General features: G+C 69.3%; 26 protein-coding genes and 1 tRNA gene. 12 read left to right on the top strand and 15 right to left on the bottom strand.

What is annotated here, in order from left to right; translation table 11 throughout:
- Positions 1-19 precede the first annotated feature (19 nt).
- Entirely contained in the window at positions 20-1,174 is a 1,155-nt protein-coding gene (locus tag ACLQ3K_RS10325; protein WP_425999064.1) for a GGDEF domain-containing protein, read from the top strand.
- Here the strand turns inward: ACLQ3K_RS10325 and ACLQ3K_RS10320 are convergent.
- The 5 genes from ACLQ3K_RS10320 to ACLQ3K_RS10300 form a co-directional block, all read right to left on the bottom strand.
- Positions 1,171-1,911, bottom strand: coding sequence for a hypothetical protein (locus ACLQ3K_RS10320; RefSeq protein ID WP_425999062.1), 741 nt, complete (start codon positions 1,909-1,911; stop codon positions 1,171-1,173). The genes ACLQ3K_RS10325 and ACLQ3K_RS10320 overlap by 4 nt on opposite strands.
- Positions 1,912-1,913: 2 nt before the next feature.
- Positions 1,914-2,075, bottom strand: coding sequence for a hypothetical protein (locus ACLQ3K_RS10315; RefSeq protein WP_224651619.1), 162 nt, complete (start codon positions 2,073-2,075; stop codon positions 1,914-1,916).
- Positions 2,076-2,172: 97 nt separating this feature from the next.
- A complete protein-coding gene (locus tag ACLQ3K_RS10310; protein ID WP_425999059.1) occupies positions 2,173-4,722 on the bottom strand; it encodes an ATP-dependent Clp protease ATP-binding subunit in 2,550 nt (849 codons plus the stop codon).
- 46 nt (positions 4,723-4,768) lie between these two features.
- On the bottom strand, positions 4,769-5,566 hold the full coding sequence (locus ACLQ3K_RS10305) for a family 1 encapsulin nanocompartment shell protein (RefSeq protein ID WP_425999057.1): 798 nt from the start codon (positions 5,564-5,566) through the stop codon (positions 4,769-4,771).
- Positions 5,563-6,597, bottom strand: coding sequence for a Dyp-type peroxidase (locus ACLQ3K_RS10300; protein WP_425999055.1), 1,035 nt, complete (start codon positions 6,595-6,597; stop codon positions 5,563-5,565). The genes ACLQ3K_RS10305 and ACLQ3K_RS10300 overlap by 4 nt, the downstream gene beginning before the upstream one ends.
- Before the next feature lie 148 nt (positions 6,598-6,745).
- Between ACLQ3K_RS10300 and ACLQ3K_RS10295 the strand changes: the two genes are divergently transcribed.
- Together ACLQ3K_RS10295 and ACLQ3K_RS10290 are read left to right on the top strand one after the other, a co-directional pair.
- Positions 6,746-6,937 carry a hypothetical protein gene (locus ACLQ3K_RS10295; protein WP_224651611.1) on the top strand — a complete coding sequence of 64 codons (192 nt, stop codon included), beginning with the start codon at positions 6,746-6,748 and terminating at the stop codon, positions 6,935-6,937.
- Between the two features lie 24 nt (positions 6,938-6,961).
- The gene (locus tag ACLQ3K_RS10290; RefSeq protein ID WP_425999052.1) at positions 6,962-7,990 is read left to right on the top strand and encodes an FUSC family protein; all 1,029 of its coding nucleotides are present in this window, start codon (positions 6,962-6,964) and stop codon (positions 7,988-7,990) included.
- A 36-nt stretch (positions 7,991-8,026) separates the two neighbouring features.
- Here ACLQ3K_RS10290 and ACLQ3K_RS10285 read toward each other — a convergent pair whose 3' ends face one another.
- The 6 genes from ACLQ3K_RS10285 to glmU all read right to left on the bottom strand — a co-directional run bounded on the left by ACLQ3K_RS10285 (position 8,027) and on the right by glmU (position 13,323).
- The gene (locus tag ACLQ3K_RS10285) at positions 8,027-9,205 is read right to left on the bottom strand and encodes an NAD-dependent formate dehydrogenase (RefSeq protein ID WP_425999050.1); all 1,179 of its coding nucleotides are present in this window, start codon (positions 9,203-9,205) and stop codon (positions 8,027-8,029) included.
- A 133-nt stretch (positions 9,206-9,338) separates the two neighbouring features.
- The gene (locus ACLQ3K_RS10280; RefSeq protein ID WP_425999048.1) at positions 9,339-10,226 is read right to left on the bottom strand and encodes a LysR family transcriptional regulator; all 888 of its coding nucleotides are present in this window, start codon (positions 10,224-10,226) and stop codon (positions 9,339-9,341) included.
- Positions 10,227-10,235: 9 nt separating this feature from the next.
- Positions 10,236-10,577, bottom strand: a complete 342-nt coding sequence (gene arsC / locus ACLQ3K_RS10275) for an arsenate reductase (glutaredoxin) (protein ID WP_224651605.1) — start codon at positions 10,575-10,577, stop codon at positions 10,236-10,238.
- Positions 10,578-10,587: 10 nt separating this feature from the next.
- Entirely contained in the window at positions 10,588-10,890 is a 303-nt protein-coding gene (locus ACLQ3K_RS10270; RefSeq protein WP_224651603.1) for a DUF1905 domain-containing protein, read from the bottom strand.
- Positions 10,891-10,897: 7 nt separating this feature from the next.
- Entirely contained in the window at positions 10,898-11,875 is a 978-nt protein-coding gene (locus ACLQ3K_RS10265) for a ribose-phosphate diphosphokinase (protein ID WP_224651601.1), read from the bottom strand.
- Complete coding sequence (gene glmU, locus ACLQ3K_RS10260; RefSeq protein ID WP_425999045.1) at positions 11,872-13,323, bottom strand: bifunctional UDP-N-acetylglucosamine diphosphorylase/glucosamine-1-phosphate N-acetyltransferase GlmU; 1,452 nt, start codon at positions 13,321-13,323, stop codon at positions 11,872-11,874. Before glmU ends, ACLQ3K_RS10265 begins: the two co-directional genes overlap by 4 nt.
- A gap of 130 nt (positions 13,324-13,453) precedes the next feature.
- Between glmU and ACLQ3K_RS10255 the strand changes: the two genes are divergently transcribed.
- The 3 genes from ACLQ3K_RS10255 to ACLQ3K_RS10245 all read left to right on the top strand — a co-directional run bounded on the left by ACLQ3K_RS10255 (position 13,454) and on the right by ACLQ3K_RS10245 (position 15,710).
- A tRNA-Gln gene (locus ACLQ3K_RS10255) sits at positions 13,454-13,525 on the top strand.
- Between the two features lie 696 nt (positions 13,526-14,221).
- Complete coding sequence (locus ACLQ3K_RS10250) at positions 14,222-14,944, top strand: hypothetical protein (RefSeq protein ID WP_425999043.1); 723 nt, start codon at positions 14,222-14,224, stop codon at positions 14,942-14,944.
- Positions 14,945-15,071: 127 nt separating this feature from the next.
- Positions 15,072-15,710: a hypothetical protein gene (locus ACLQ3K_RS10245; protein ID WP_425999041.1), complete on the top strand. Its 639-nt coding sequence runs from the start codon at positions 15,072-15,074 to the stop codon at positions 15,708-15,710.
- 134 nt (positions 15,711-15,844) lie between these two features.
- Here ACLQ3K_RS10245 and ACLQ3K_RS10240 read toward each other — a convergent pair whose 3' ends face one another.
- Together ACLQ3K_RS10240 and ACLQ3K_RS10235 are read right to left on the bottom strand one after the other, a co-directional pair.
- Positions 15,845-16,393, bottom strand: coding sequence for a hypothetical protein (locus ACLQ3K_RS10240; RefSeq protein ID WP_425999039.1), 549 nt, complete (start codon positions 16,391-16,393; stop codon positions 15,845-15,847).
- 376 nt (positions 16,394-16,769) lie between these two features.
- Positions 16,770-18,107 carry an MFS transporter gene (locus ACLQ3K_RS10235; protein ID WP_425999037.1) on the bottom strand — a complete coding sequence of 446 codons (1,338 nt, stop codon included), beginning with the start codon at positions 18,105-18,107 and terminating at the stop codon, positions 16,770-16,772.
- Positions 18,108-18,198: 91 nt separating this feature from the next.
- On the opposite strand from ACLQ3K_RS10235, the gene ACLQ3K_RS10230 reads away from it, so the two are divergent.
- Entirely contained in the window at positions 18,199-18,549 is a 351-nt protein-coding gene (locus tag ACLQ3K_RS10230; protein ID WP_336670048.1) for a metalloregulator ArsR/SmtB family transcription factor, read from the top strand.
- 164 nt (positions 18,550-18,713) lie between these two features.
- On the opposite strand, the gene ACLQ3K_RS10225 is transcribed toward ACLQ3K_RS10230, so the two are convergent.
- On the bottom strand, positions 18,714-19,154 hold the full coding sequence (locus ACLQ3K_RS10225; protein WP_336670049.1) for a pyrimidine dimer DNA glycosylase/endonuclease V: 441 nt from the start codon (positions 19,152-19,154) through the stop codon (positions 18,714-18,716).
- Positions 19,155-19,271: 117 nt separating this feature from the next.
- Between ACLQ3K_RS10225 and ACLQ3K_RS10220 the strand changes: the two genes are divergently transcribed.
- Positions 19,272-19,625, top strand: coding sequence for a hypothetical protein (locus tag ACLQ3K_RS10220; RefSeq protein ID WP_336670050.1), 354 nt, complete (start codon positions 19,272-19,274; stop codon positions 19,623-19,625).
- 56 nt (positions 19,626-19,681) lie between these two features.
- On the opposite strand, the gene ACLQ3K_RS10215 is transcribed toward ACLQ3K_RS10220, so the two are convergent.
- Positions 19,682-19,897, bottom strand: a complete 216-nt coding sequence (locus tag ACLQ3K_RS10215; RefSeq protein WP_336670051.1) for a hypothetical protein — start codon at positions 19,895-19,897, stop codon at positions 19,682-19,684.
- A gap of 310 nt (positions 19,898-20,207) precedes the next feature.
- Here ACLQ3K_RS10215 and ACLQ3K_RS10210 point away from each other — a divergent pair, with 310 nt between their 5' ends.
- Genes ACLQ3K_RS10210 through ACLQ3K_RS10195 form a run of 4 tightly spaced genes read left to right on the top strand, consistent with a single transcriptional unit; the run spans position 20,208 to position 21,893 of the window.
- A complete protein-coding gene (locus ACLQ3K_RS10210; RefSeq protein WP_336670052.1) occupies positions 20,208-20,378 on the top strand; it encodes a hypothetical protein in 171 nt (56 codons plus the stop codon).
- 48 nt (positions 20,379-20,426) lie between these two features.
- Complete coding sequence (locus ACLQ3K_RS10205; protein ID WP_224651589.1) at positions 20,427-20,636, top strand: CsbD family protein; 210 nt, start codon at positions 20,427-20,429, stop codon at positions 20,634-20,636.
- 34 nt (positions 20,637-20,670) lie between these two features.
- Positions 20,671-21,498 carry a DoxX family protein gene (locus tag ACLQ3K_RS10200; protein WP_425999033.1) on the top strand — a complete coding sequence of 276 codons (828 nt, stop codon included), beginning with the start codon at positions 20,671-20,673 and terminating at the stop codon, positions 21,496-21,498.
- A 56-nt stretch (positions 21,499-21,554) separates the two neighbouring features.
- On the top strand, positions 21,555-21,893 hold the full coding sequence (locus tag ACLQ3K_RS10195) for a hypothetical protein (RefSeq protein ID WP_425999031.1): 339 nt from the start codon (positions 21,555-21,557) through the stop codon (positions 21,891-21,893).
- Positions 21,894-21,920: the final 27 nt, after the last annotated feature.

Genomic DNA, 21,920 nt, shown 5'->3' with positions numbered 1-21,920 from the left:
TGCTAGTCTCGGCGCCATCATGGAGATCACCGGTAGCCACCCCGACCGCAACGGCGACGAACTCGGCCTGGCGTTCAATCGATTGAGGCGTCATGCGGTCGTCAGCGACGTCGTCTGGCGGTACTCGGTCGCTGGCTTCACCCTGTGCGTCGGGATCTTCGGCGCCGTCATGATCTTCACCCCCGAGGGGGCCGGGGACTCCGCTGCCCGCACGATCGCGCTGTCCCTCCTGTGTGTGTCGGGGGTCCCGGCCGCCGTCGCCGTCAGTCGCTTTCCGATCACGTCGCTGTGGTGGAATCCGTGCCCGCGCCGCAAGCTGATCAGCAGGCTGTTCGTTCTGTACGCGGACGTCGTGGTCTCCAGCATTCTGGTCCTGTACGAGAGCCCGGCCGCGGCGCTGGCGGGAACCGTGCTGTTCGCGACCGTCGGCGCGTACGCGGCGCATTTCCTGACGACGCGCGCCCTGGCGCTGCATCTCGTCGTCTCCAGCATCGTCATCGTCCATCTGGGGATCCGAGTGATCCAGGTGTACGGCGCGACCCCGCTCGCCGTGAGCGCCCAGGTCGCGGTCAGCATCCTCGGGATCGGCGGTGTCGTGATCCTCAACTACCTGTACACCTGGCAGCTCAAGCAACTGATCAGGGCGAGCCTGACGGCCTCGTCGACCGATGCGATGACCGGACTGCTCAACCGGACGGGGTTCCGGGATTCGGTCGACGAGCTGATGCGGTCGACGGTCGGGCGGTTCTCGGTGTGCATGCTCGACGTAGACCGGTTCAAGCACGTCAACGACGCCTACGGGCATCTGGCGGGCGATGCCGCGCTCCGGGCGGTGGCGGTCGCGCTGCAGCGGTCGGCGCTCCGGGAGTCGTTGGTCGCCAGAGTCGGCGGGGACGAATTCGCCGTCGTGTCGCCTCTGAGTGCGCCCGCCGTGGCGGCGGTCCTGCACGACGTGCAGGAGCTACTGCCCGTGCTGGCGGGCGGCGAGCGGATGTCGTTCAGCGCGGGCATCGCCTCGGTGGAGCTCCCGGAGCCCGCGGTGTTGCGGACCTTCGACGACCGGAGCCGGTTCGTCGTCTCGGTCATCGAGTCGGCGGACGGTGCCCTCCGCCGGAGCAAGGAGTCGGGTGGCGGCCGCACGACCGTCCATCGCGAGGACCATCCCTCGGGCTAGCTCGACGGCCGCCCGCCGATGAGGTCGTCCCAGCGTTGCCGGACGGGACCCCAGCGCGCGGCGAACTCCCGGTCACGCCGCCGGGCCCGGTCCGTCTTCGCGGGGGAGTAGAACCACCGGGCCCAGGGCGCGGTCGGGCGGGCGATCCGGGCGGCGGCGACCCACGCCACCGGCCAGGCGAACAGCCCGACGAGGGCCGTCGGGTACTTGCCCTTGAGCGCGGTCACGGCGACGAGCAGCAGGTGCGCCACGAGCAGCGTGGCGACGCCGCCCCGTACCCACCGCTCGGTGTCGCCCAGTCCGGGGACGTTCGCGGGGGAGACCCCGACCACGGCCAGCCCGACGCAGGCCGCCGCCAGCGTCACCACGGAGACGGACAGCTGCCCCTCCTGCGACCAGTACACGTCCTTGAGGTGGAAGATCATCGCGAACTCGTCGAGGACGAGCGAGGCGCCCACGCCGACGAGCAGCGCCGCGAGGTAGGCCCACGGCGCGCGCCCGGCGGCGCCGACCGCCGTGAACGCGCCCGCCACCAGCAGGAGCAGGCCGGGTGTCGAGTGGTGCAGGTGCACCCCGCCCGCGCTGACGTCGTGGAAGGGGCCGTGGCCGGCGCGGATCATCCGTGTGACGGACCGCGTCGCGACGAAGGTGACCACGAACGCGACGAAGCTCAGCAGCAGCGGGCCCTTCTGGGCGCCGATCACCTCGTGCTGCCACCAGTCCCCGAACCAGGTCACCGCTAGGAGATGCCCTCCTCCTCGGCGAGGACGTTCTCCCCGTCGTCATCGAGGTCCGCGCCCACCGCCTCGCGGGCGTCGAGCTCCGCCTGCTGCGCCTCGGCAGCAGCCTGGGCGGGAGTCTCCGCCAGGGCGGAGAGGTCCGTCTCGTTCGAATCGCTCATTCCAGTCGCTCCTGTTCCTCTCGCTCGAGGCGGTCGCGCTCCTCCTGCTTGCGCTTCTGCTCGTGCTCGATCTCTTCTTCGCGGGTGTTCTTGTCGCTCATACCTTCTCCTTCTCCGGGGCGTCCGGCTCGTCGCCCGCGGGCAGGGAGCCCTCGGACACGGAACCGTCGGCGTGCTTCTCCACCACCGACAGCACGAGGCCGTCGTCGTCGGCGTCCACGCGGACAGTGTCGCCGGCGCGGACGTCGCCGCGCAGCAACATCGACGACAGCCGGTTGTCGAGTTCCTTCTGCACCGTGCGGCGCAGCGGGCGCGCGCCGAACTGGGGCTGGAAGCCCTCGTCGGCGAGCCAGTCCTCCGCCTTGGTGGTCACGTCCAGCTCCACGTCCTGGGCGCGCAGCAGGCGCCGCGTACCGTCGAGGATCAGCTCGACGATGTTGCGCAGCTGCGCCTTGTCCAGGCGGTGGAAGATCACCGTGTCGTCGATGCGGTTGAGGAACTCCGGCCGGAAGTGCGTCCGCAGCCGGTCCTTGACCTGGGGGATGACCGACTCGAAGTCGTCCTCCGGCGCGTCCAGGATCAGGTCGGCGCCGATGTTCGACGTCAGGATCACGATCGTGTTCTTGAAGTCGACGGTGCGGCCCTGCGCGTCGGTCACGCGGCCGTCGTCGAGCAGCTGCAGCAACACGTTGAAGACGTCCGGATGGGCCTTCTCGACCTCGTCGAACAGGATCACCGAGTAGGGCTGGCGCCGCACCTTGTCGGTGAGCTGCCCGGCCTCCTCGTAGCCCACGTAGCCAGGAGGGGCACCCACCAGCCGCGAGACCGTGTGCTTCTCCTGGAACTCGCTCATGTCGAACCGGATCAGCCGGTCCTCGTCGCCGAAGACGGTGGCGGCCAGCGCCTTCGCGAGCTCGGTCTTGCCGACGCCCGTCGGGCCGAGGAACAGGAACGAGCCGATGGGCCGGCCCGGGTCCTTGAGCCCGGCGCGGGCGCGGCGCACGGCCTCGGAGACGGCGAGCACCGCCTCGTCCTGGCCGATCACGCGGTCGTGCAGGTCGTCCTCGAGCCGGAGCAGCTTCTCCCGCTCCTCGGAGGTCAGGTCCGCCACCGGGATCCCCGTGCGCCGGGAGACGACCTCCGCGATGTCGACGACGGTGACCTCCGGCTCGGCCTCGCCGCCGCCCGCCGCCGCGAGGCGCTCCTCGGCGTCGGAGATCTTCTCCTTGAGCTCGTCGGCGGCCTTGTAGTCCTCGCCCTCGACGGCGCTGTCCTTCTCGCGGCGCAGCGCGCCGAGCTCGTCCTCGATCGAACGGGTGTCGGCGTCGGGGGTCTTGGTGCGCAGGCGGACCCGTGCGCCGGCCTGGTCGACGAGGTCGATCGCCTTGTCCGGCATGAACCGGTCCGTGATGTACCGGTCGGAGAGCTCCGCGGCCGCGACGAGCGCCGCGTCCTCGTAGCGCACCTGGTGGTGCTCCTCGTAGACGTCGATGAGGCCGCGCAGGATCTCGATGGTGTCGTCCACCGAGGGCTCGCTGACCATCACGGGCTGGAAGCGGCGTTCGAGGGCGGCGTCCTTCTCGATGTACTTGCGGTACTCGTCGATCGTGGTGGCGCCGATCGCGTGCAGCTCGCCGCGCGCCAGCGCGGGCTTGAGCATGTTGCCGGCGTCCATGGAGCCCTCGCCGCCACCGCCGGCGCCGATGATCGTGTGCAGCTCGTCGATGAACACCACCAGCTCGTCCGAATGCTCGCGCACCTCGTCGAGCACCTTGGTCAGGCGCTCCTCGAACTCGCCGCGGTACTTGCTGCCCGCGACCATGGAGCTCACGTCCAGCGCGATCACGCGGCGCCCGGCAAGCGTTTTCGGCACGTCGTCGTTGACGATCCGCTGCGCCAGGCCCTCGACGATGGCGGTCTTGCCGACGCCGGGGTCGCCGATGAGGACGGGGTTGTTCTTGCGGCGCCGGGAGAGGATCTCGATGGTCTGCTCGATCTCCTCGGCGCGACCGACCACCGGATCGACCTTGCCCGCGCGGGCCTCGGCGGTGAGGTCGCGACCGTACTCGTCGAGCGTCGGGGTCGTGCTCTCCTGCTGCGGTGCCTGCCCGGCGGTGCCGGCCTTGCCGGGCTTCCCCGCCTTGCCGGGCTTGCCCGGAGTCTGGCCGGAGGCCATGCCGCCACCGGAGAGCGCCTGTGCGGCAACGGTGTCGGGGTTGTCGGCGATGCCGAGCAGGATGTGCTCGGGCCCGACGTAGGACTGCCCGTTCTGCGCGGCGTGCTGCTGCGCCACCCGCAGCGCGCGCCGCGACGCGGGGCTCAGCGACGGCGCGCCGTCCATCGCGGCCGGGTTCGCGCTCGCCTGCGCGGCGGCCTGCATCGCGGCGGCCACCTTGTCCGGGTCCAGCTTCAGCCGGACGAGCACGTCCCGCGTGGGCTCGTTCATCGCGGCCGCGTAGAGCAGGTGCTCGGGGGTGATCTCCGGGTTGTCCCAGTCGGACGCCGCCACCTGGGCCTCGGCGAGCAGGGACTTCGCCTGTTCGTTGAGGAGGCGGTTCAGGTCCACCCGCGCCGTCGCGGGCCGGCCCACCGAATTGCCGAAGAACCGCTGGAAGATGTCGTCGAAAACGCCGTCGAGTTCGCTCATGGGGATGCCTTTCTTCGGTTATCGGAGGGGAGGGTGGAGCGGTGTTCTAGGAGGTCAGCGGGACCGAAGCCTCCGCGGTGTAGGCCAGGAACGTGAACGTCTCCTGCAGGTACAGCTGTACGGTCGTCGCGTCGTGGCTGAGGTAGCCGATCTCCACGTCGGTGCCCAGCCGCAGCTCGTAGTCGCCGCCGCGGGTGGTCAGCACGAAGCCGCCGTCGATCGCAGGCGCCCAGATGATCTCGCCGTCCACCAACCGCTTGAGCTGCTCGCGGATCGGGTAGCCGTGGTCGGTGGTCTCGCTGATCGAGGTGTAGACGTCGGCCGAGAGCAGGACCGAGTACGGCCCGTCGACGCCCGCGAGCCGCAGGTCCTCGAGGGCGCCCGCGACGGCGTCGGGGACGTCGATCGGGTCGCTCGGCAGGGCGATGGCGGCGTTCGACGAGGACGCGCGCAGGCCGGCGATCGATGCGGCGGCGTAGCCCTCGAAGACCGCGCGGTCCTCGGCGTAGGCGAGCTGCTTCGCCGCGGCCTTCACCGGATCCCAGTCCGCGTCCTGCGCGCCGCGTTCCACCGAGTCGACGGCGTCGCGGGAGATGGTGAAGGGGACGCGCAGCCGCACCAGCGGGCGGCTCTCGCGCAGCTGCGCCTGCACGCCCTCGGCGGGGCCGTCGACCGGGAGGAGGCGTCCGGTGCCGACCGCGGCCGCCTCGGGCCCGTCGGGGCCGGTGACGTCGACAACGCGGCGGCCGGCGATGTTCCGCTTGAACGTGCGGGAGGCCTCGGTCTCGATCTCCTCCCAGGCCTCGGGGGTGACGGGTGCGAGGTGACGGTGCAGGTTGTTCATTGCGTGCCTTCCTTGAGGCCGCCGATGCCGAGTGAGCCCTCGGCGCGGGCGGGCGGGGTCGTTGCGGTCGGTTCCGCCGACGGTGCGCCGTCGGCGGGGAGGTCGGGCGGGGCGTCGAGCCAGTCGCCCGACGGGGTGAAGAACAGGCAGCCCGTGTGCGCGGTCGAGAAGTCGAGGATCCGGTCGGTGTTGCCCGCCGGAGAGCCGATGAACATGTTGTGCAGCATCTGCTCCGTGACGCCGGGGTCGCGGGAGTAGCCGATGAAGTAGGTGCCGAACTCGCCCTTGCCGAGCTCGCCGAAGGGCATGTTCTGCCGCATGATCTGCAGCTGCTCACCGCTGGAGTCCTCGATCACGTTGAGCGCGATGTGCGAGTTCGCCGGCTTCACGTCGTCGGACATCTCGATGTCCTCGAGCTTGCTCCGCCCGATCACGCGCTCCTGCTCCTCGACGGAGAGCGCGCGCCACGCGCCCATGTCGTGCAGGTACTTCTGCACGTGCACGTAACTGCCGCCGGCGAAGTCGGGATCCTCGTCGCCGATCGCGGTGGCGGCCACCGCCGCTGCGCCCGCGGGGTTCTCGGTGCCGTCGACGAAGCCGAGCAGGTCGCGGTCGTCGAAGAACCGGAAGCCGTGCACCTCGTCGACCACCGTCACGGCGTCGCCGAGCGCCTCGAGGATCCGCCAGGACAGCTCGAAGCACATGTCGAGGGTGCTCGCCTTGACGTGGAACAGCACGTCGCCGGGGGTCGACGGTGCGCGGTGCCGCGGACCGTCGAGCGGGGTGAACGGGTGCAGCCCCCGCGGCCTGGGCCCGGAGAACAGCCGATCCCAGGCGTCGGAGCCGAACGAGGTGGTGAGCGAGAGAAGCTTCTCGGGGTACCGGAAGCCGACCGAGCGGGTGAGCCCGGAGAGGTTGTCGAGGGCGTCGTGGACGTGGTCCTCGCGGCCATGCTCGATCGTCACCACGACGAACATCGCGGCTTGGGTCAACGGCGAGATCACTACTTGATTCGGGACCACGATTTTCACCCTAACTCAGGTCTGGACGGTGCGGTGGGGAAGAACGATCGGCGCAGCGGGACGCGAAAAGCCGCGCGTGCGATGATGGTCCGTGCACCGTCGTCGGTTCCGTTTCGACGGTATTGGGTGTTGTTCACAGGACCGGAGGGAGTCGAAGATGACGTGGATCGTAGTGGTGGTGCTGGCACTCGGAGCGCTCGCGGGCGTCGTCGCCGCGTGCGTGGTCTCCACGCCGCGCCGTCCCGCCTCGGACGCCACCTACACGACCAACGCGCTGCTCGCCGCCGGCGCGGTCAGCGGCGCCGCCGTGTGCGCGATCCTCGCCGCGGTGTTCGCCGCGTACGCCTGACCCCGCGTGCGGCGTCCGGTGGGGATGAACCTCCCCGAGCGCTACCGGCCCGACCTGCGCGACGGCGGCCACGCGCTCCGCGTCGCGATAGCGCTCCTCGTCCCGGGCCTGGTGCTCATCGCCTGGGGCCGTCCGGAGCTGCTGATCTACGCCGAGTTCGGCGCCTTCGCCGGCATGTACGGGCGGGGCGAGCAGGGCCGCCCGCGGATCGTGCACCAGGTGCAGGCCGGCGGCCTGCTCATTGCGGGTGAGGCGCTCGGGATCACCCTGGCGCACCATCAGGCACCGCCCTGGGTGCTCGTGGCGGTCGGCGTCGTCTTCGCCACCGTCTGCTCCGTCCTGTCCGATGCGGTGCGGCTGCGCCCCGCCGGGCCGTTCTTCTTCCTGTTCGCGATGGGCGCGACCGCGACGCTGCCGGCGGGGCTCGCCCCGCCCTGGCAGGCGCTCGCGATCTGCGCCGCGACGGTGGTCTTCGCCATCGTGGTCGGCGCGGTCGGGCGACCCGATCCGTTCCGCGGCCGCCCCTGGTGGGACGGCGTCGCGATGGTCCTCCGACGTCCCGCCCCGGGAGTGGGCATCCACGCGCTGCGCTACGCCCTCGCCGTCGGCATCGCGGGCACCGCGGGGGTGCTGATCGGCGTCGACCACGCCAATTGGGCGATGGCCGCCGCCGCCGTCCCGCTCGCGGTGATCGACGCGGGCCGGCCCTCCGACGCGGAGACGGGGCTGGTGATCACCCGCGCGACGCACCGCACCATCGGGACCTTTGTGGGGCTCGCGGTGGCCGCGGCGCTGTTGGCGCTGGACCCCGGGCCCACCGCGCTGGCACTCGTGGCGATCGCGCTGCTGTTCCCGACGGAGCTCTACACGGCCCGGCACTACGCCGTCGCGATCGGCTTCTTCACCCCGCTGATCATGCTGATGACCGAGCTGGCGGATCCGACGGATCCGGTGCGGATGCTGCTCTACCGCGGAGTCGACACGGTGATCGGCGTGGTGGTGGGCGTCGCCGTCGCGCTCCTGGTGCGCAGCCCGGCCGAGCGGCGCGGCTGAGTCGCCGCCCGGGCCGGGGCCGCGCACCGTCGGCGATCAGACGTGCGCGCCCGGGCTGGCGGAACCGTCGGACGTGTACGAGCTCGCGCCCACGCCGGCCAGCGCTCCGCCGTCGACGATGAGGTACTCGTCGCGGATGGCCGAGCCCGCGAAGAAGTCCTCGAGGATCTCGCGGGTGCCCGCGGCGTACCGGGCCTGCGCGGAGAGCGTGGTGCCGGAGACGTGCGGGGTCATCGCGTGGTGCGGCATGGTGCGCCACGGGTGGTCGACGGCCGGCGGCTGCGGGAACCAGACGTCGCCGGCGTAGCCCGCCAGCTGCCCGGACTCGAGCGCGGCGACGACGTCGTCGCGGACCACGATCTCGGCGCGCGCGGTGTTGACGATGTAGGAGCCGCGGCGCATCGTCGACAGCAGCTCGGCGTCGAACATGTGATAGGTCTTCGGGTGCAGCGGGGCATGGATGTCGACGACGTCCACCGAGCGCACCAGCGACTCCACCGAATCGTGGTAGGTCAGGTTCAGCTCCTGCTCGAGCTCCAGCGGCAGCCGGCGGGTGTCGAAGTAGTGCAGCCGCACGCCGAACGGGGCGAGGCGGCGCATCACGGCCTGGCCGATGCGGCCGGCGGCGATGATGCCCACGTCCATGCCCTCGAGGTCGTAGGCGCGCTCGACGCAGTCGGCGATGTTCCAGCCGCCCTCGACGACCCACTTGTACGAGGGCACGAAGTTGCGGACCAGCGTGAGGATCTGCATCACGGCGTGCTCGGCGACGCTGATCGAATTGCTGTAGGTGACCTCGGCGACGGTGATGCCGGCCTTGATCGCGGCGTCCAGGTCGACGTGGTCGGAGCCGATGCCGGCGGTGAGCGCCAGCTTGAGGTTCGGGGCCTTCGAGATGCGCTCCGCCGAGAGGTAGGCGGGCCAGAACGGCTGCGAGATGACGACCTCGGCCTCGGCCAGGTGGCGCTCGAACTCGGGGCCGTCCTTCTCCGAGGTCACGATCAGCTCGTGGCCGGCGGCCTCGAGGTACTTCCGCAGGCCCAGCTCGCCCGAGACGCAGCCGAGCAGCTCGCCCGGCGTGAAGTCGATCGCGGCGGGGGAGGGGATGGTCTGACCGCCGGGGTAGGCCTCGATCAGCGGGATGGAATCGCGGGCGTACTCGGGCGGGTAGCCCGTCACCGGGTCGGGGTACAGGACACACAGGATCTTCGCCATGACAACTCCTCGAATAATTGAGGGGGAGAATTGATTTCGTCCCTCTGCAACTACCTTCGCGCGTCCCGGACGCCGCGTCCAATACGGGGATCCGCTCGCCCGATAGGCGCCGCCGATCACCGCAGGCAGGGACTCAGCCGGCGCGGTGCGCGCTCTCCGCGAGGGCGCGGGCCAGCGGCGACTCCGGCTCCCCGGCGCCCCGCACGAGGGCCACGGAGGTGGCGAGATCCTCCGTGCCCTCCAGTTCGACGGTCCGCGTGCCCGACGGTGCGCGGTACGTCGCGATCCACGCGCGCGGCACGATCGACGCCCAGCGACCGGCCCCCACCATGGCGAGGAGCGTCGCCACCGAGTCCGCCTCGAGCCGCGGCGAGAGCCGCACCCCGTGCGCCCGCGCCGCCGCGTCGACGAGGTCGCGCCCGTGCATGCCCTCGTGCAGCAGGCACATCGGCAGCTGCGCGGCGTCCGCCCACGGACAAGGCCCGTCACCGTCGGGCAGGAGGTCCTCGCGCGCGATGAGGGCGAGCCGGTCCGTGTAGAGCGGCGTCACGGCCAGGCCGTCGACGGCGACGCCCCCGGGGTAGACGATGCCGGCGTCCAGCTCGAACCGGCGGATCCGCTCGACCACGTCGGCGGAGCGCAGGCCCGCCCACACCCGGACCCGGACCAGCGGGTGGGCGGCGCAGAACGGGTCGGTGAGCAGCGCGGCGGAGGTGGCGGCCGCGGGGATCACGCCGAGGCTGAGCTCGCCGGTGAGGCCCGTGCGCAGGGCCGTGACCTCGTGTTCGAGGGCGTCGCGGTCGGCGAGGATCCGGCGCGCCCACGGCACCAGCCGCTCGCCCTCGGGCGTGAGGCCCTCGAAGGAGGAGCCGCGGAGCACGAGCGGCACCTTGAGCTCGCGCTCGAGCTTGCGGATCGCTTCGGACAGCGCCGGCTGTGACACGTAGCAGGTGCTGGCCGCGCGCGCGAAGTGCTGCTCGCGCGCGAGGGCGACGAAGTACTCGAGCTGACGGAAGAGCATCGCCCTCCGCTACAGGATCTCGTCGACGGCCTCGGTGGGGCGCGCCATGCGCGTTCCCTTGGCGGTCACCACGAAGGGGCGCTCGATGAGCTTCGGGTGCGCGATCATCGCGTCGAGCAGGGCGTCGTCGGTCGCGTCGGCGAGGCCGAGGTCCTTGTACTCCGCCTCGCGGGTGCGCACGGCCTGCCGGACGGTGAGCCCGGCGTCGGCGATCAGCTTCGTCAGCTCCGCCTTCGACGGCACCTGGTCGAGGTACTTGACCACCGTCACCGTCGCGCCGGCCTCCTCCAGCCGGGCCAGCGCCTGGCGGGACTTGGTGCAGCGGGGGTTGTGGTAGATCGTCGCGTCCATACCGGCCAATCTAGTCCGTGACGGCGAGGGAGACCGCGACGGTGTCGCCGGCCTCCACACCCTCCGCGGCGCGGACGGCCTTCTTCACCGGGAGCACGTAGGTGCCGCGCTTGGCGTCGGGGAAGATCGACGTCGCCCAGGTGGTCGCGCCGACGGTCACCGAGACGCGAACGCTCCCGAACCCGGGCTTCGAGCCGTCGACGGTGTCGGCGATCTCGTCGGCCAGGTGGTTCGGGAGCGAGACGAAGTGCCAGGCGCCGGTCGATTCCGCGAGCCAGATCTCGGCCCGGAAGTCGCCCCGCACGCCCGGCACGGCGCGGCTACGCGTTGCCGTTGAACAGGCTCGTCACCGAGCCGTTCTCGAAGACCTCGCGGATGGTGCGCGCGAGCAGCGGCGCGATGGGGAGCACGGTGAGGTTGTCGAAGTGCTTCTCCGGCGGGATCGGCAGCGTGTTCGTGGCGATCACCTCGCGTGCGCCGCAGTTGGCGAGGCGCTCGGTGGCCGGCTCGGAGAAGACGCCGTGCGTGGTCGCGATGATCACGTCCTTCGCGCCGGCCTCCTTGAGCACGCCCACCGCGCCCGCGATGGTGCCGCCGGTGTCGATCATGTCGTCGATCAGCACGCAGGTGCGGCCGGCGACGTCACCGACGACGCGGTTGCTCTTGACCTGGTTCGCGACATTGGGATCGCGGGTCTTGTGCACGAAGGCCAGGGGCGCGCCGTCGAGGGCGTCGGCCCACTTCTCGCCCACCTTGACGCGGCCGGCGTCGGGGGAGACGACCACCATGTTCTCGGTGCCGTAGTGCTCGCGCACGTACTCGGCGAGCATGGTCTGCGCGTGCATGTGGTCGACGGGCCCGTCGAAGAAGCCCTGGATCTGGTCGGTGTGCAGGTCGACCGTGATGATCCGGTCCGCGCCCGCGGTCTTGAACAGATCGGCGACCAGGCGCGCCGAGATCGGCTCGCGGCCGCGATGCTTCTTGTCCTGGCGGGCGTACGGGTAGAACGGCAGGACCGCCGTGATCCGCTTCGCCGAGCCGCGCTTGAGCGCGTCGATCATGATCAGCGTCTCCATGATCCACTGATTGACCGGGTACGGGGCGCTCTGCAGGACGAAGGCGTCGCTGCCGCGCACCGACTCCTCGAAGCGCACGAAGATCTCGCCGTTGGCGAAATCGCGAGCCGTCTGCGGGGTGACCTGCACACCGAGCTCGTCGGCGACCTGCTGCGCCAGCTCGGGGTGGGCACGCCCCGAGAACAGCATCAGGTTCTTCTGGTTATCGATCCAGTTGCTCACTGCTCGTCAATCCTCGCGATAGCCTGCTGGGCCGCCTCGGCCGAGCTCGTGCCCGGACGCCGGTGCAGGACCCATTCCTCGATGTTCCGCTGATCCGCGGCGGAGACCGCCAGGGCTCCCGGCGGCACGTCGCGCTTGATCACGGTACCCGCTCCGCTGTACGCGCCGTCGCCGACCTCCACCGGCGCGATGAGCATCGTGTCGGATCCGATGCGCACGTGGTCGCCGATCACCGTTCGGTGTTTGTTCACCCCGTCGTAATTCACCGTCACCGTCGCGCAGCCGATGTTGCTGCCCTCGCCGATGGTCGCGTCGCCGATGTAGCTCAGGTGCGGGATCTTGCTGCCCGCTCCGATCTGCGCGTTCTTGGTCTCGGCGAAGGCGCCGATCTTGCCCTTGGGGCCGAGGTCGGTGTTCGGCCGCAGGTAGCTGAACGGCCCGACGGTCGCGTTCTCGCGGATCACCGACAGGTGCACCTCGCTGCGCAGCACCGTCGCGCCCGCGCCGACCTCGGTGTCGATGAGGGTGGTGTCGGGGCCGACCACCGCGTCCTCGGCGATGACGGTCGCGCCGCGCAGGTGCGTGCCGGGCTCGATGGTGACGTCGGGCGCGATCTCGACGTCGACGTCGATGTAGGTGCTCGCGGGGTCGACGACGGTGACCCCGTTCAGCTGGTGCCGCTCGACGATCCGCCGGTTCAGTTCGCGGCCGAGCTGGGACAGCTGGATGCGGTCGTTGCAGCCCGCGACCAGCATCTCGTCGTCGACGTGGTCGCCGCGCACCAGCTGGCCGGCCGCGCGGGCGATGCCGATCACGTCGGTCAGGTACAGCTCGCCCTGCGAGTTGTCGGGCCGCAGTTGGGCGAGCGCGGCGACGAGCTGCGCGTGGTCGAAGGCGTACACGCCGGAGTTGATCTCCGTGATCGCGAGCTGCTCGGGCGTCGCGTCCTTCTGCTCGACGATCTGCGTGACCTGCCCGTCCTGCGTGCGCAGCACGCGGCCGTACCCGGACGGGTCGGCGACGGCGGTGGTCAGCACGGTGACCGCGGCGCCGTGGCCGCCGGTGTGCGTGGCGAGGAGCTCCCGCAGCGTCGCGGCATCGAGGAGGGGGACGTCGGCGGCCGTCACGACGACGGTGCCGGCGAAGTCGGCGGGGAGAGCGCTCAGGCCCGCCTGCACGGCGTCGCCGGTGCCCCGCTGCTGTTCCTGCACGGCGACGAGGATCTCGTGGTCCAGCTCGCCGGCCGTGGCGAGGGCGGCCTCGGAGACCCGGTCCCGATCGTGCCCGACCACCACCACCAGATGCTCCGGCTTCGTGCCCGCGGCGGCGTGCAGCGCGTGGCCCAGCAGGGTGCGGCCCGCGATCGCGTGCAGCACCTTCGGGATCTTCGACCGCATCCGCGTTCCCGCGCCCGCGGCGAGGATCACCACCGCTGTTCCGTTCGCCATCGCTTCTCCTGAGGTGTCGTCCGTGTCGTGCGTTCGCGTCGAGAGTCGGCGCAATCCTACGAGAACCGCCGCGGTGGAGCGTCCGTGGCACAATGCTGGACGACGGTTCCGGGCACCCGCCCGGGCCCGGTCTCCCGTGGTGTAATCGGCAACACTTCTGATTTTGGTTCAGACATTTCAGGTTCGAGTCCTGGCGGGAGAGCAACGCAAGGCCAGGTCGGAGGGTCGCAACCGAAACGTCAGCGCCTATTCGCTTTCCTCATGAGTTAAGCAAATCTGTGATAGCTTCCAGCACATTCAGGTTGCCTACCTCAAGGTGCACACTATGCAAGAAGAGTCTTTCCGCCCGAGGTTTCGTTTCGCTTCCGCCTGCTACCGCGGCAGGCCGAGTAGTCGAGACCGGCGGGTGGCGCTTGCCGCACTCTTACCCACGCTGGTCGCGGCAATCGCCGTGAGCGTCGCCCCGGCACAGGCGCTGCCGTGTCCAGACGGTTCACAGACGTGCGGCCCACAGCCAACCCAGGGCCCGCAGCCGACGCAGGGCAACCAGGTGCCCACCACCGCGCCGCAGGCTCCAAGCACCACCGTTCCCGGGTACACCCCGCCGGAGACGCCAGCGCCCACACAAGGCTCCGGCAATACCCCAGCGCTGCAGGGCACAGTGATGCCGATGCCCACAGTGACCGCCCCGCCAAACAGTTGCATCCTGAACTGCGAACCGACGCAGGCCCCAGCGCCGCCGGCCACTCAAGCTCCGGCGCCTACGGAACCACAGAGCGGGCAACCTGCACAGGACGGGGTACAGAATCAGAGCGACCAGAACCCTCCCAAGAGGATCGCGCGCCGCCTGATTGACTGCGATGCTGCGAAGCCTGACGAGGCTGTGCAGTCGGGTCTCATGAACGGCGGCATCCCTCGGATCGACACGGCAGAACAGGGCGGGCTCGGAGACTGCTGGGTGCTGGCATCATTCCTCGGATTTCAAGCCAGCGAAAAGGGTCGAGAAGGCCTTGCGAAAATGATCACGCCGTCCGCCGGAGGCGGCTACGACGTCAAGTTCGGATCCAACTGCAAGCCCTTCCACGTCGACAAGGTCTACGGAGAAGGGGCACGGTTCGCCGGCAACCAGGGCGCGATCTCGATTCTTGAGTCGGCGTACAGCCAGACAGGGGGCGGCGCGGCCGCGTACCTAATGTGCGTTGGCGGCTTCGCCTTCATGTCACAGCAGATCATCACTGGCGGCGAGAGTGAGCACCATCTCGTTGCCTCCCTTGGCAACAAGGTCAGAGATCAGGTCACGCAGGATCACGAGAAGACGAACGCCCTGATTGCCGAGGGCAGGTCCGTCGTGCTGGGTACCATGAAGGACATGACGTTCACTACGGATGTCATGCGGAACGGGAGCTTGTCGAGAGATGAGACGGTCAAGACCCTAGGAATGCACCAGTACGCGGTTACCAAAGCTACTCCAGATGGAGTGTGGGTCGTGAACCCTTGGGGCCCCGGCAACCCGGCCGACCGAGGCGGCGAGATTTGGATTCCAAAAGAGCAGATCAATCATTCATTCTCAGGCATTGCCATCTCCGCCCCAATCTCGACCGCATTCGAAAGGCAGTGCTGACATGCGCGCAAAATTCGTTACTGCAGGATGCTCACTTGCAGGGCTGATGCTCATCGGAGCGTGCACGCCGAGCGGCGATCCCGCCGCTCCAACTGCAGGGAGTTCCGTCAGTGTTGGTGCGGTCCCTATGAGCATGTCCGACGTGCCTGTCGGATCCTCCGTAGAGGTCGCAGAGCTTCACACAAGTCAAGGCGGCAAGGTCCAGCTTCAGGTCAAAAACTCGGGCGAGAACAAATCAGGGCGAACCTGGGCGGATATGACCGCGAAATTCTCCAACGGGGATCAATTCGGATTTCGCGTGTACCAGTATCTCGGCGGCGACTCCGTGGCCTCGACGTTCATCGGATGGCGGCTGTCGATCATCCTTTCGGACATTCGCGTCGAGAACGGCAAGAAGATCGCGGTAATTGGCACCAAAGCCTCAGGCGGAGGCGGCTACAACCTCTCGCCCGACAGCGCAGAGCGCAAGGCCGAGATCTCCAAGCTCCGTAAGGGGTCTACGGTCTACGACATCCCGATGGAACGTCAGTTGAACCGAGATGGCCTGAACCTGTCGGCGCGAATCGTCGGCGAGAACGACGGTCGATCAGTGATGGTCTCCTGCGGCATCCAGCGCGGCAATACCGGACTGTCCGCGACAGTGGAGATGTATCCCGAGGACTCTGTGTCTATTCCAGCGGTAGGCACTTGCCGGCTCGCCGACTTCAAAGACGTTCGCTCGGCGACCGAGCGAAGCGGGGCAGCCCTTGTCGAGGTGCGGCGGTGAGCGGTCCCCGGCAATAGTCAGAGCGCGGGCGCAGATCAGCGACGAAAGCGGCCCCTCGACTGGTTGAGAGTCGAGGGGCAGCTTCAGCGATGTGGCGCGATGCGACGCGCGCCCTATGCAGTTGTGGATTCAGGCTATGGGAACGGGATCGGGTTGGCGATGGCTTCAGCGACTTCCTGGATCGCACCGTCGGCCTTCGAAAGGTCTCGCTCAGCGGCTTGGGCGGCCGCCTGCGAGACTGGGTAGGACTGAACGAGCCCCAGCGGGGGAGTACCTGCGCCGATCGCTAACACGTAGTAGCGACCAACCTCAAGCAGCTTTTCGTCGACCTGGGGACACGCGGAGGTTCCCGCCTGGTCAATCTCTACCGAACGATCGACCTCCCCCTTCATTGTCCGGAGGACATCGATTCGAAATATCGTCTTGCTAGACGCACCGTCGGTGACCTCCCTCACCTTCATTGCGACCCTACCGACGAAAATGCCTTTCGCATACCCCGCGACTCGCCTCTTATCATTGCGGTCGATGACGTAGTCCGCATTAATCACACACGACACCGGCTGAATCGCCGCTGAAGGCGAGGCTGCACTTCCTCCCCCACCGTTGGTGCCACACCCAGCAACCAACGAGCACAACAGTACAATCGTTGCGCCTGGAACTGCGACAAATGTTCGATTGCTCATTTCAATCCTACTTCCCCTCGTTGGCCAGGGCGGCATCATCCAGCGGACTCAGTGACATCCCCGGGTGGTCCGGATCGATGCGATCAAGGCGTCCGACGTTAGCCGCGGCGGGGCGGTGAAGGTCACCTACACCGCATTGACGATCGAACCTCAGAGCGCGAGCAGCGACTGACCTGACAGGTTGAGGGTTGTTGATATATCAACCCGTCGCGCCGGTTTCGCCTGGTCGTGGCCCTCGCCTCACTCGGTGCGGCGTCGTGGCGATTTGAGTCCTTTTCCCTGGTCAACGCGTTTTCAGGAACACGTTCGAGTCCTGGCGGGAGAGCAAGGCCTACGCGTTGGCTGGCGTTCTGCGGCCGGCCGGGGAGGCCGCGACTCAGGTGGGCCAGTGGACGTGCTCGGTGTCGATCACGAAGCGATGCCGATGCTGGTACACGCCGCCGCCCACGGCGACCGCGTCGGCGAGATGCTCAGGAGCCGTGTCGCCCGCGAAGTGGTGGTGCTCGAGCTCTGCAGGATCGCAGCGGGGCCACACCCGCACCGCCACCGCCAGACCGATCAGGGACAGCCCACTGAGTACCGCGAACGTGGGACCGAACCCGGCAGAGGTGCCGAGCCAGCCTGCTATCGGGTAGGCGATCAACCAGCACAGGTGCGAGAGGGAGAACTGCGCGGCGAACACCGCGGCCCGGTCCGCGGGTGCTGACGAGCGGCGCAGCACCTGCCCGACGGGTGTGAGGACCAGGCTCATCCCTACCCCGATCGCCGACCACACCATGAGCGCAGACGGCCACGTGAGCGCACCCGGCACCGAGACCATCACTGCCGACGATGCGGCTGCGGCGCCCAGGAGGCCGCCGCCGGCGAACATGACCGGTCGCTCCGGGACCCGGTCGAGTACGCGCGGCAGCGTCATTGCGACGATCATCGTCCCGATTCCCGACGCTGCCAGCAGCCATGCCACTCCCGCCTGCGACCCGCCGAGGTGGTCTCGCACCATGTTGACCGTGCTGACCATCACGATCGCCCCTGCCCCCGCGACCGCGAGATCCAGCCCGAGGACCCCGCGCAGCCGCGGCGTCGCTGCGAAAATCCGGATCCCCGCGAAGGTCCGGTCGAAGACACCCGTTCGAGCGCTGCGCGTCGCGTCCGGAATCGACGTCGACACCACCAGCGCCGCCGACAACGCGAAGCCGATGACGGTGAACCCGAACAACCAGTGGTAACTCATCACCGCGAGCGCGACCGCGGCGAGCACGGGGCTCAGGAGCGACTCCATCGTCGATGCCAGCTGCGAGGCCGACAGTGCTCGCGTGTACTCGGCTTCGTCGGACACGATGTCGGGGATCACCGCCTGGAAGGTGGGCGTGAACGCCGCTGACGCGGACTGCAGGATCGTGATGAGCGCGTAGATCTGCCACACCTGATCGACCCACGGCAACGCGAGCACGACCGACGCTCGAAGAACGTCGAGGCCGACGAGCAGTAGCCGGCGCGGCATCCGATCGACGTACGCAGTCGCCAGCGGCGCGATCAGCACGTACGCGACCATCTTGATGGTCAGCGCCGTCGCGAGCACCGCGGCAGCCCCGGTGCCCGCGAGGTCGTACGCGAGGAGGCCCAGCGCGACCGTGGTCATTCCCGTGCCGAACAGGGCCACCACCTGCGCACCGAACAGGTGCCGGTAGTCACGGATCCTGAACAGCGACGTCACGTCCCACCTCCCGCCGACCACCCATGCACATGTGCCTGTGTACGCACATAATAACCATGGGGGCGAACTGCCGACCGGCTATCCTGTGACCGTGTACGCACATGACGTCACGTCCGAGTGGGATCGGACTCCGCCCGACGGGCAGATCGAGGCGACCTGCCTGGCGTTGAAGATGTTGTCGGTGCCGTCTCGGATGAAGATCCTCTGGGCGCTCAGTGGGGCGGGGGAGCTCGACGTCACCACGATCACGGAGCAGGTCGGCCAGGCGCGGCCTGCGGTCTCGCAGCACCTGGCCAAGCTTCAGCTCGCCGGCCTGGTCGCGCATCGGCGTGACGGCCGCCGGTTGCTCTACCGGGTGCGTGGAGGGCACGTGCGACGTCTGCTGATCGAGGCGCTCAACGCCGCCGAGCATCAACTCAAGGATCTACCCGAGCACGACTAGGTCAGGTCCGACGTCGGGTTGAGGGTTGTCGATAGACCCGCGCCGGCTTCACAGGTGCGCGGCAGTCGTCCCACTCGACGCGACGTCGTGGCGATGTGGGTCGTCTTCCGGTTCGGAGCGCGTCAGGAACAGGTTCGAGTCTGGCGGGAGAGCAGTACGCGGAATCACGCCTTCTGCGCGCGCTCCCACGGCTCGACGGGACCCGGCACTGTCCGGAAGCTGCGGTGCTGTTCCGGTGATTCGACGGCAGTCCACCGCTCCGCCACCTCGGGGCTCCGCGTCTTCAGTTTGGCCGTCAGGTGCGCCCACTCCAGGTCCAGCTGCCCGTCGGTCACGTCGATGGGCGCGACGGTCGCGTCCGGCTCGTCGATGCGGGTGCGGTCGAAGTTGTAGCCGCGGGCGTCGGCCTCGTCGGCGAGGGCGGCCAGATACGCGCCGACCGCGGCGAGCGGATCCGGCGTCGCGCGGAAGCGCTCCAGCTGCGGGTGTCGCGTGTAGCCCTTGGTGCGGCCCGCGAGCACCGCCTGCGCGAGCAGTGTCTCGCGCCAGCACGCGATGAGTGCCTGCCGGTCGAGGTAGCGGGGATGGACGGACCAGATGCGCATGGCTCCACGCTATCCGGCCCGCAATGGGTGCGAGCACCGGTGCCGGTTCGCCCGAAATGTCCCGCGCAACAACCCCGGCGCAAGGCGACCGCAAGCGCGTAGTGGCGTGATGAGTCCATGAATCCGAACCCGTACGACCCGGCGCAGCAGCCCGCCGGCCGGCCCTACGCCCAGCAGCCCTACGCCCAGCAGGGGTATGCGCCGCAGCCCTACCCGCAGGGCCCCGTCTTCCAGGCGAAGTTCCGCAAGCACACCGGGCTGCTCATCGTGGCGCAGTGGCAGGACTCCTACGCCACCGGCGACTACCAGCAGATCCGGGCCGCCTACCGAGCGGCGCAGACGCACAACCTGCTCGCCGGTTGGTGGGGCCTGATCTCCCTGCTGGTCTACAACTGGATCGCGATCATCGGCAACGTCTCCGAGATGAGCCGCATCAAGCAGCAGGCGCGGGCCGCCGGACTCGAGGTCTAGCGGCCCGCGCCTTCGCGGGATCACGCGCGCCGGGTGAGGGGAGCGCGGCGATCAGGTCAGTTGGGTTCCTCCCAGTAGTAGCCGGAGCCCGAGTCGATGTTCACGCACCGGAGGGTGTCGCCGTCGGCGGTTGTGATGTCCCGTCCCTGTTGTGCGGCGGAGCACGTGTCGTACATCGATGGAGTGTCGGCGGAGGCGACGGCAGGACTGAGGGCGAGGGCTGAGATCGCGAGGAATCCGGCTGCGGCGAGGGTCTTTCGGCTGATGGTCATGGTTCGACGGTGCGCCCCGAACCTGGGTGCTCGGTGTCAGCCGGGTGGGCCTTCGCTGCCGGTTCTCCCAAGCGGCCTTTACCCCCCGAATCGTCGCCGGACGGCGCGGCCGGGAAGGGCTGGATCGTCGGGGGTCGAGGCCGCACACGTGACGAATGTGACGAGCCGCACAGTGCGGGGAACGTGCAGGTGGCGTCCTGTTTCCTCCGGTTTCGAGCTTCTTTTCTAGCGTGACCGTTGACAGGAATAGACATCGCTCATAACGTGAAATCTGTTCGACACGACATAGATTTTCAGATGGGAGCGCGAGATGAACGACCTCCGAGCCACCCCGGCACGAGTCCCGCGCCACCTCGTCGAGGCGGCTCAGCCGCTGGTCGTCCACCCTCGCGGTGGGGTCGTGATCGTGGCGCTGCTGCTACTGACGCTGGGACTGATGGTTCCCCTCGTCCTGTACACGGCAGCCGCCCCGATCGGCTGATCCGGCCGTCGAGCAGCACAGGCAATCCCCGACATGAAGGAGAGCACGATGAGCTTCGCCGATGACGCCAAGAACAAGGCACAGGACATCAAGGGCCGGGCCAAGGAGACCGTCGGCACCGCGTTCGACGACCCGCAGCTCAAGGAGGAGGGCCGTGGCGACCAGGCCGAGGCCTCCATCAAGGACAAGATCGCCGGCGCCGCCGACAAGGTCAAGGAGGGCGTCGACGAGGTGAAGGACAAGCTCTCGGGCAAGTGATCCGCCCGATATCCGACGACGATGGGAGCTGGACATGATTCGACGGATCGCACGACCACTACTGGGATCGATCTTCGTCTACACCGGGTACACCGGCCTGACGAGCGACCCGGGGCGGAAGGCGGACACCGTCGCCCCGCTGGTCGAGAAGGCCACTGAGGCCCTGCCCGATTCGACGGCGATCCCGACGAGCGCCCGGAGTTGGGTGCGGATCAACGCGGGTGTCCAGCTCGGCGGCGGCCTGCTGCTCGCCACCGGGCGGGCTCCGCGCGCCGCGTCGCTGGCCCTCGCGGGCACCCTGGTGCCCGCGACGGTCGTCGACCACCCGTTCTGGGCGGAAGCGGACCCCGAAGCGCGGCGCGAGCAACAGCTGCACTTCGTGAAGAACCTGTCGCTGCTCGGCGGCCTGCTGATCGCCGGCTTCGACACCGAGGGAAAGCCCGGCGTCACCTGGCGCGCCCGCCGCGCCGCCGAGCGCGCGTCCGAACGGGTCTCCGACACCGTCTCCGCCATCACGCCCGGGCATCACGACGACGGGAACGCCTGGCGGGACAGGGCCCACGCGGCGCAGGAGTACGGCGCGACCGCGATCGGCAAGGCGAAGCCGGCAGTGGCCGGCGCCGTCGAGAAGGCGAAGCCCGCGATCACCGATGCGGCGGACAAGGTGAAGCCGGTCGTCGACGACGCGGTGGAGCGCGCGCGCCCCGTCCTCGACGACGTCGTGGATCGCGCGCGACCGGTCCTCGCCGACGCTGCGGAGGCCGCGTCCGGCCTCGTCGACGCGGCGGGCGACCGGCTCCACGCGCTGCGGGACGAGGCGTCCGCCGCCGTGGCGGAGAGGAAGCGTTCGCGCGTCGCGTAACGTGGGCCGCCCGGCCCGGATCGCGGCCGCGGTAGGTCGACGAGAATCGAGACGCCGTGCCCCGCAGGCCAGAGTTCACCGGGCGGTACACCGACGCGCTGCACGCGCTGGAGGTGTCGACGCAGCGGAGCGCCCGGGTCGAGAACCTCGACGGTCAGTACGCGCTGCGCGTCGACTTCGAGCTCGGGCGCTACCTGCTCGCGACGAACACGGACGCCGTCACCGGCCTCGCCGACGAGGACGCCGGGGCGCCGTGGCGGGTCCGCTTCTTCGACGGTGCCCTGGGCGACGGCGCGGCCGTCCTGATCGCCGACCGTTCCGCGGCGTGGCTGATCGACGCCTACGACGCCGCCGTCGGCGATCTGCCGCCCCTGGCCGAGGTCCCGCACGCCTGACCGTCCCCGCGGAGCGGATCCGCGGGG

The organism is Tsukamurella sp. DT100 (assembly GCF_049844855.1).
Classification (GTDB): Bacteria; Actinomycetota; Actinomycetes; order Mycobacteriales; family Mycobacteriaceae; genus Tsukamurella.
Note: the sequence above shows the minus strand (reverse complement) of the source record. Positions and strands in the feature narration are given on the sequence as shown.

Coding starts and splice junctions, on each gene's coding strand:
- ACLQ3K_RS10200 (WP_425999033.1), top strand. CDS start 20,671: ATGATTCGACGGATCGCACGACCACTACTGGGATCGATCTTCGTCTAC.
- ACLQ3K_RS10285 (WP_425999050.1), bottom strand. CDS start 9,205: ATGGCGAAGATCCTGTGTGTCCTGTACCCCGACCCGGTGACGGGCTAC.
- ACLQ3K_RS10250 (WP_425999043.1), top strand. CDS start 14,222: ATGAACGGCGGCATCCCTCGGATCGACACGGCAGAACAGGGCGGGCTC.
- ACLQ3K_RS10205 (WP_224651589.1), top strand. CDS start 20,427: ATGAGCTTCGCCGATGACGCCAAGAACAAGGCACAGGACATCAAGGGC.
- glmU (WP_425999045.1), bottom strand. CDS start 13,323: ATGGCGAACGGAACAGCGGTGGTGATCCTCGCCGCGGGCGCGGGAACG.
- ACLQ3K_RS10290 (WP_425999052.1), top strand. CDS start 6,962: ATGAACCTCCCCGAGCGCTACCGGCCCGACCTGCGCGACGGCGGCCAC.
- ACLQ3K_RS10310 (WP_425999059.1), bottom strand. CDS start 4,722: ATGAGCGAACTCGACGGCGTTTTCGACGACATCTTCCAGCGGTTCTTC.
- ACLQ3K_RS10220 (WP_336670050.1), top strand. CDS start 19,272: ATGAATCCGAACCCGTACGACCCGGCGCAGCAGCCCGCCGGCCGGCCC.
- ACLQ3K_RS10315 (WP_224651619.1), bottom strand. CDS start 2,075: ATGAGCGATTCGAACGAGACGGACCTCTCCGCCCTGGCGGAGACTCCC.
- ACLQ3K_RS10280 (WP_425999048.1), bottom strand. CDS start 10,226: ATGCTCTTCCGTCAGCTCGAGTACTTCGTCGCCCTCGCGCGCGAGCAG.
- ACLQ3K_RS10210 (WP_336670052.1), top strand. CDS start 20,208: ATGAACGACCTCCGAGCCACCCCGGCACGAGTCCCGCGCCACCTCGTC.
- ACLQ3K_RS10295 (WP_224651611.1), top strand. CDS start 6,746: ATGACGTGGATCGTAGTGGTGGTGCTGGCACTCGGAGCGCTCGCGGGC.
- arsC (WP_224651605.1), bottom strand. CDS start 10,577: ATGGACGCGACGATCTACCACAACCCCCGCTGCACCAAGTCCCGCCAG.
- ACLQ3K_RS10225 (WP_336670049.1), bottom strand. CDS start 19,154: ATGCGCATCTGGTCCGTCCATCCCCGCTACCTCGACCGGCAGGCACTC.
- ACLQ3K_RS10240 (WP_425999039.1), bottom strand. CDS start 16,393: ATGAGCAATCGAACATTTGTCGCAGTTCCAGGCGCAACGATTGTACTG.
- ACLQ3K_RS10325 (WP_425999064.1), top strand. CDS start 20: ATGGAGATCACCGGTAGCCACCCCGACCGCAACGGCGACGAACTCGGC.
- ACLQ3K_RS10245 (WP_425999041.1), top strand. CDS start 15,072: ATGAGCATGTCCGACGTGCCTGTCGGATCCTCCGTAGAGGTCGCAGAG.
- ACLQ3K_RS10215 (WP_336670051.1), bottom strand. CDS start 19,897: ATGACCATCAGCCGAAAGACCCTCGCCGCAGCCGGATTCCTCGCGATC.
- ACLQ3K_RS10305 (WP_425999057.1), bottom strand. CDS start 5,566: ATGAACAACCTGCACCGTCACCTCGCACCCGTCACCCCCGAGGCCTGG.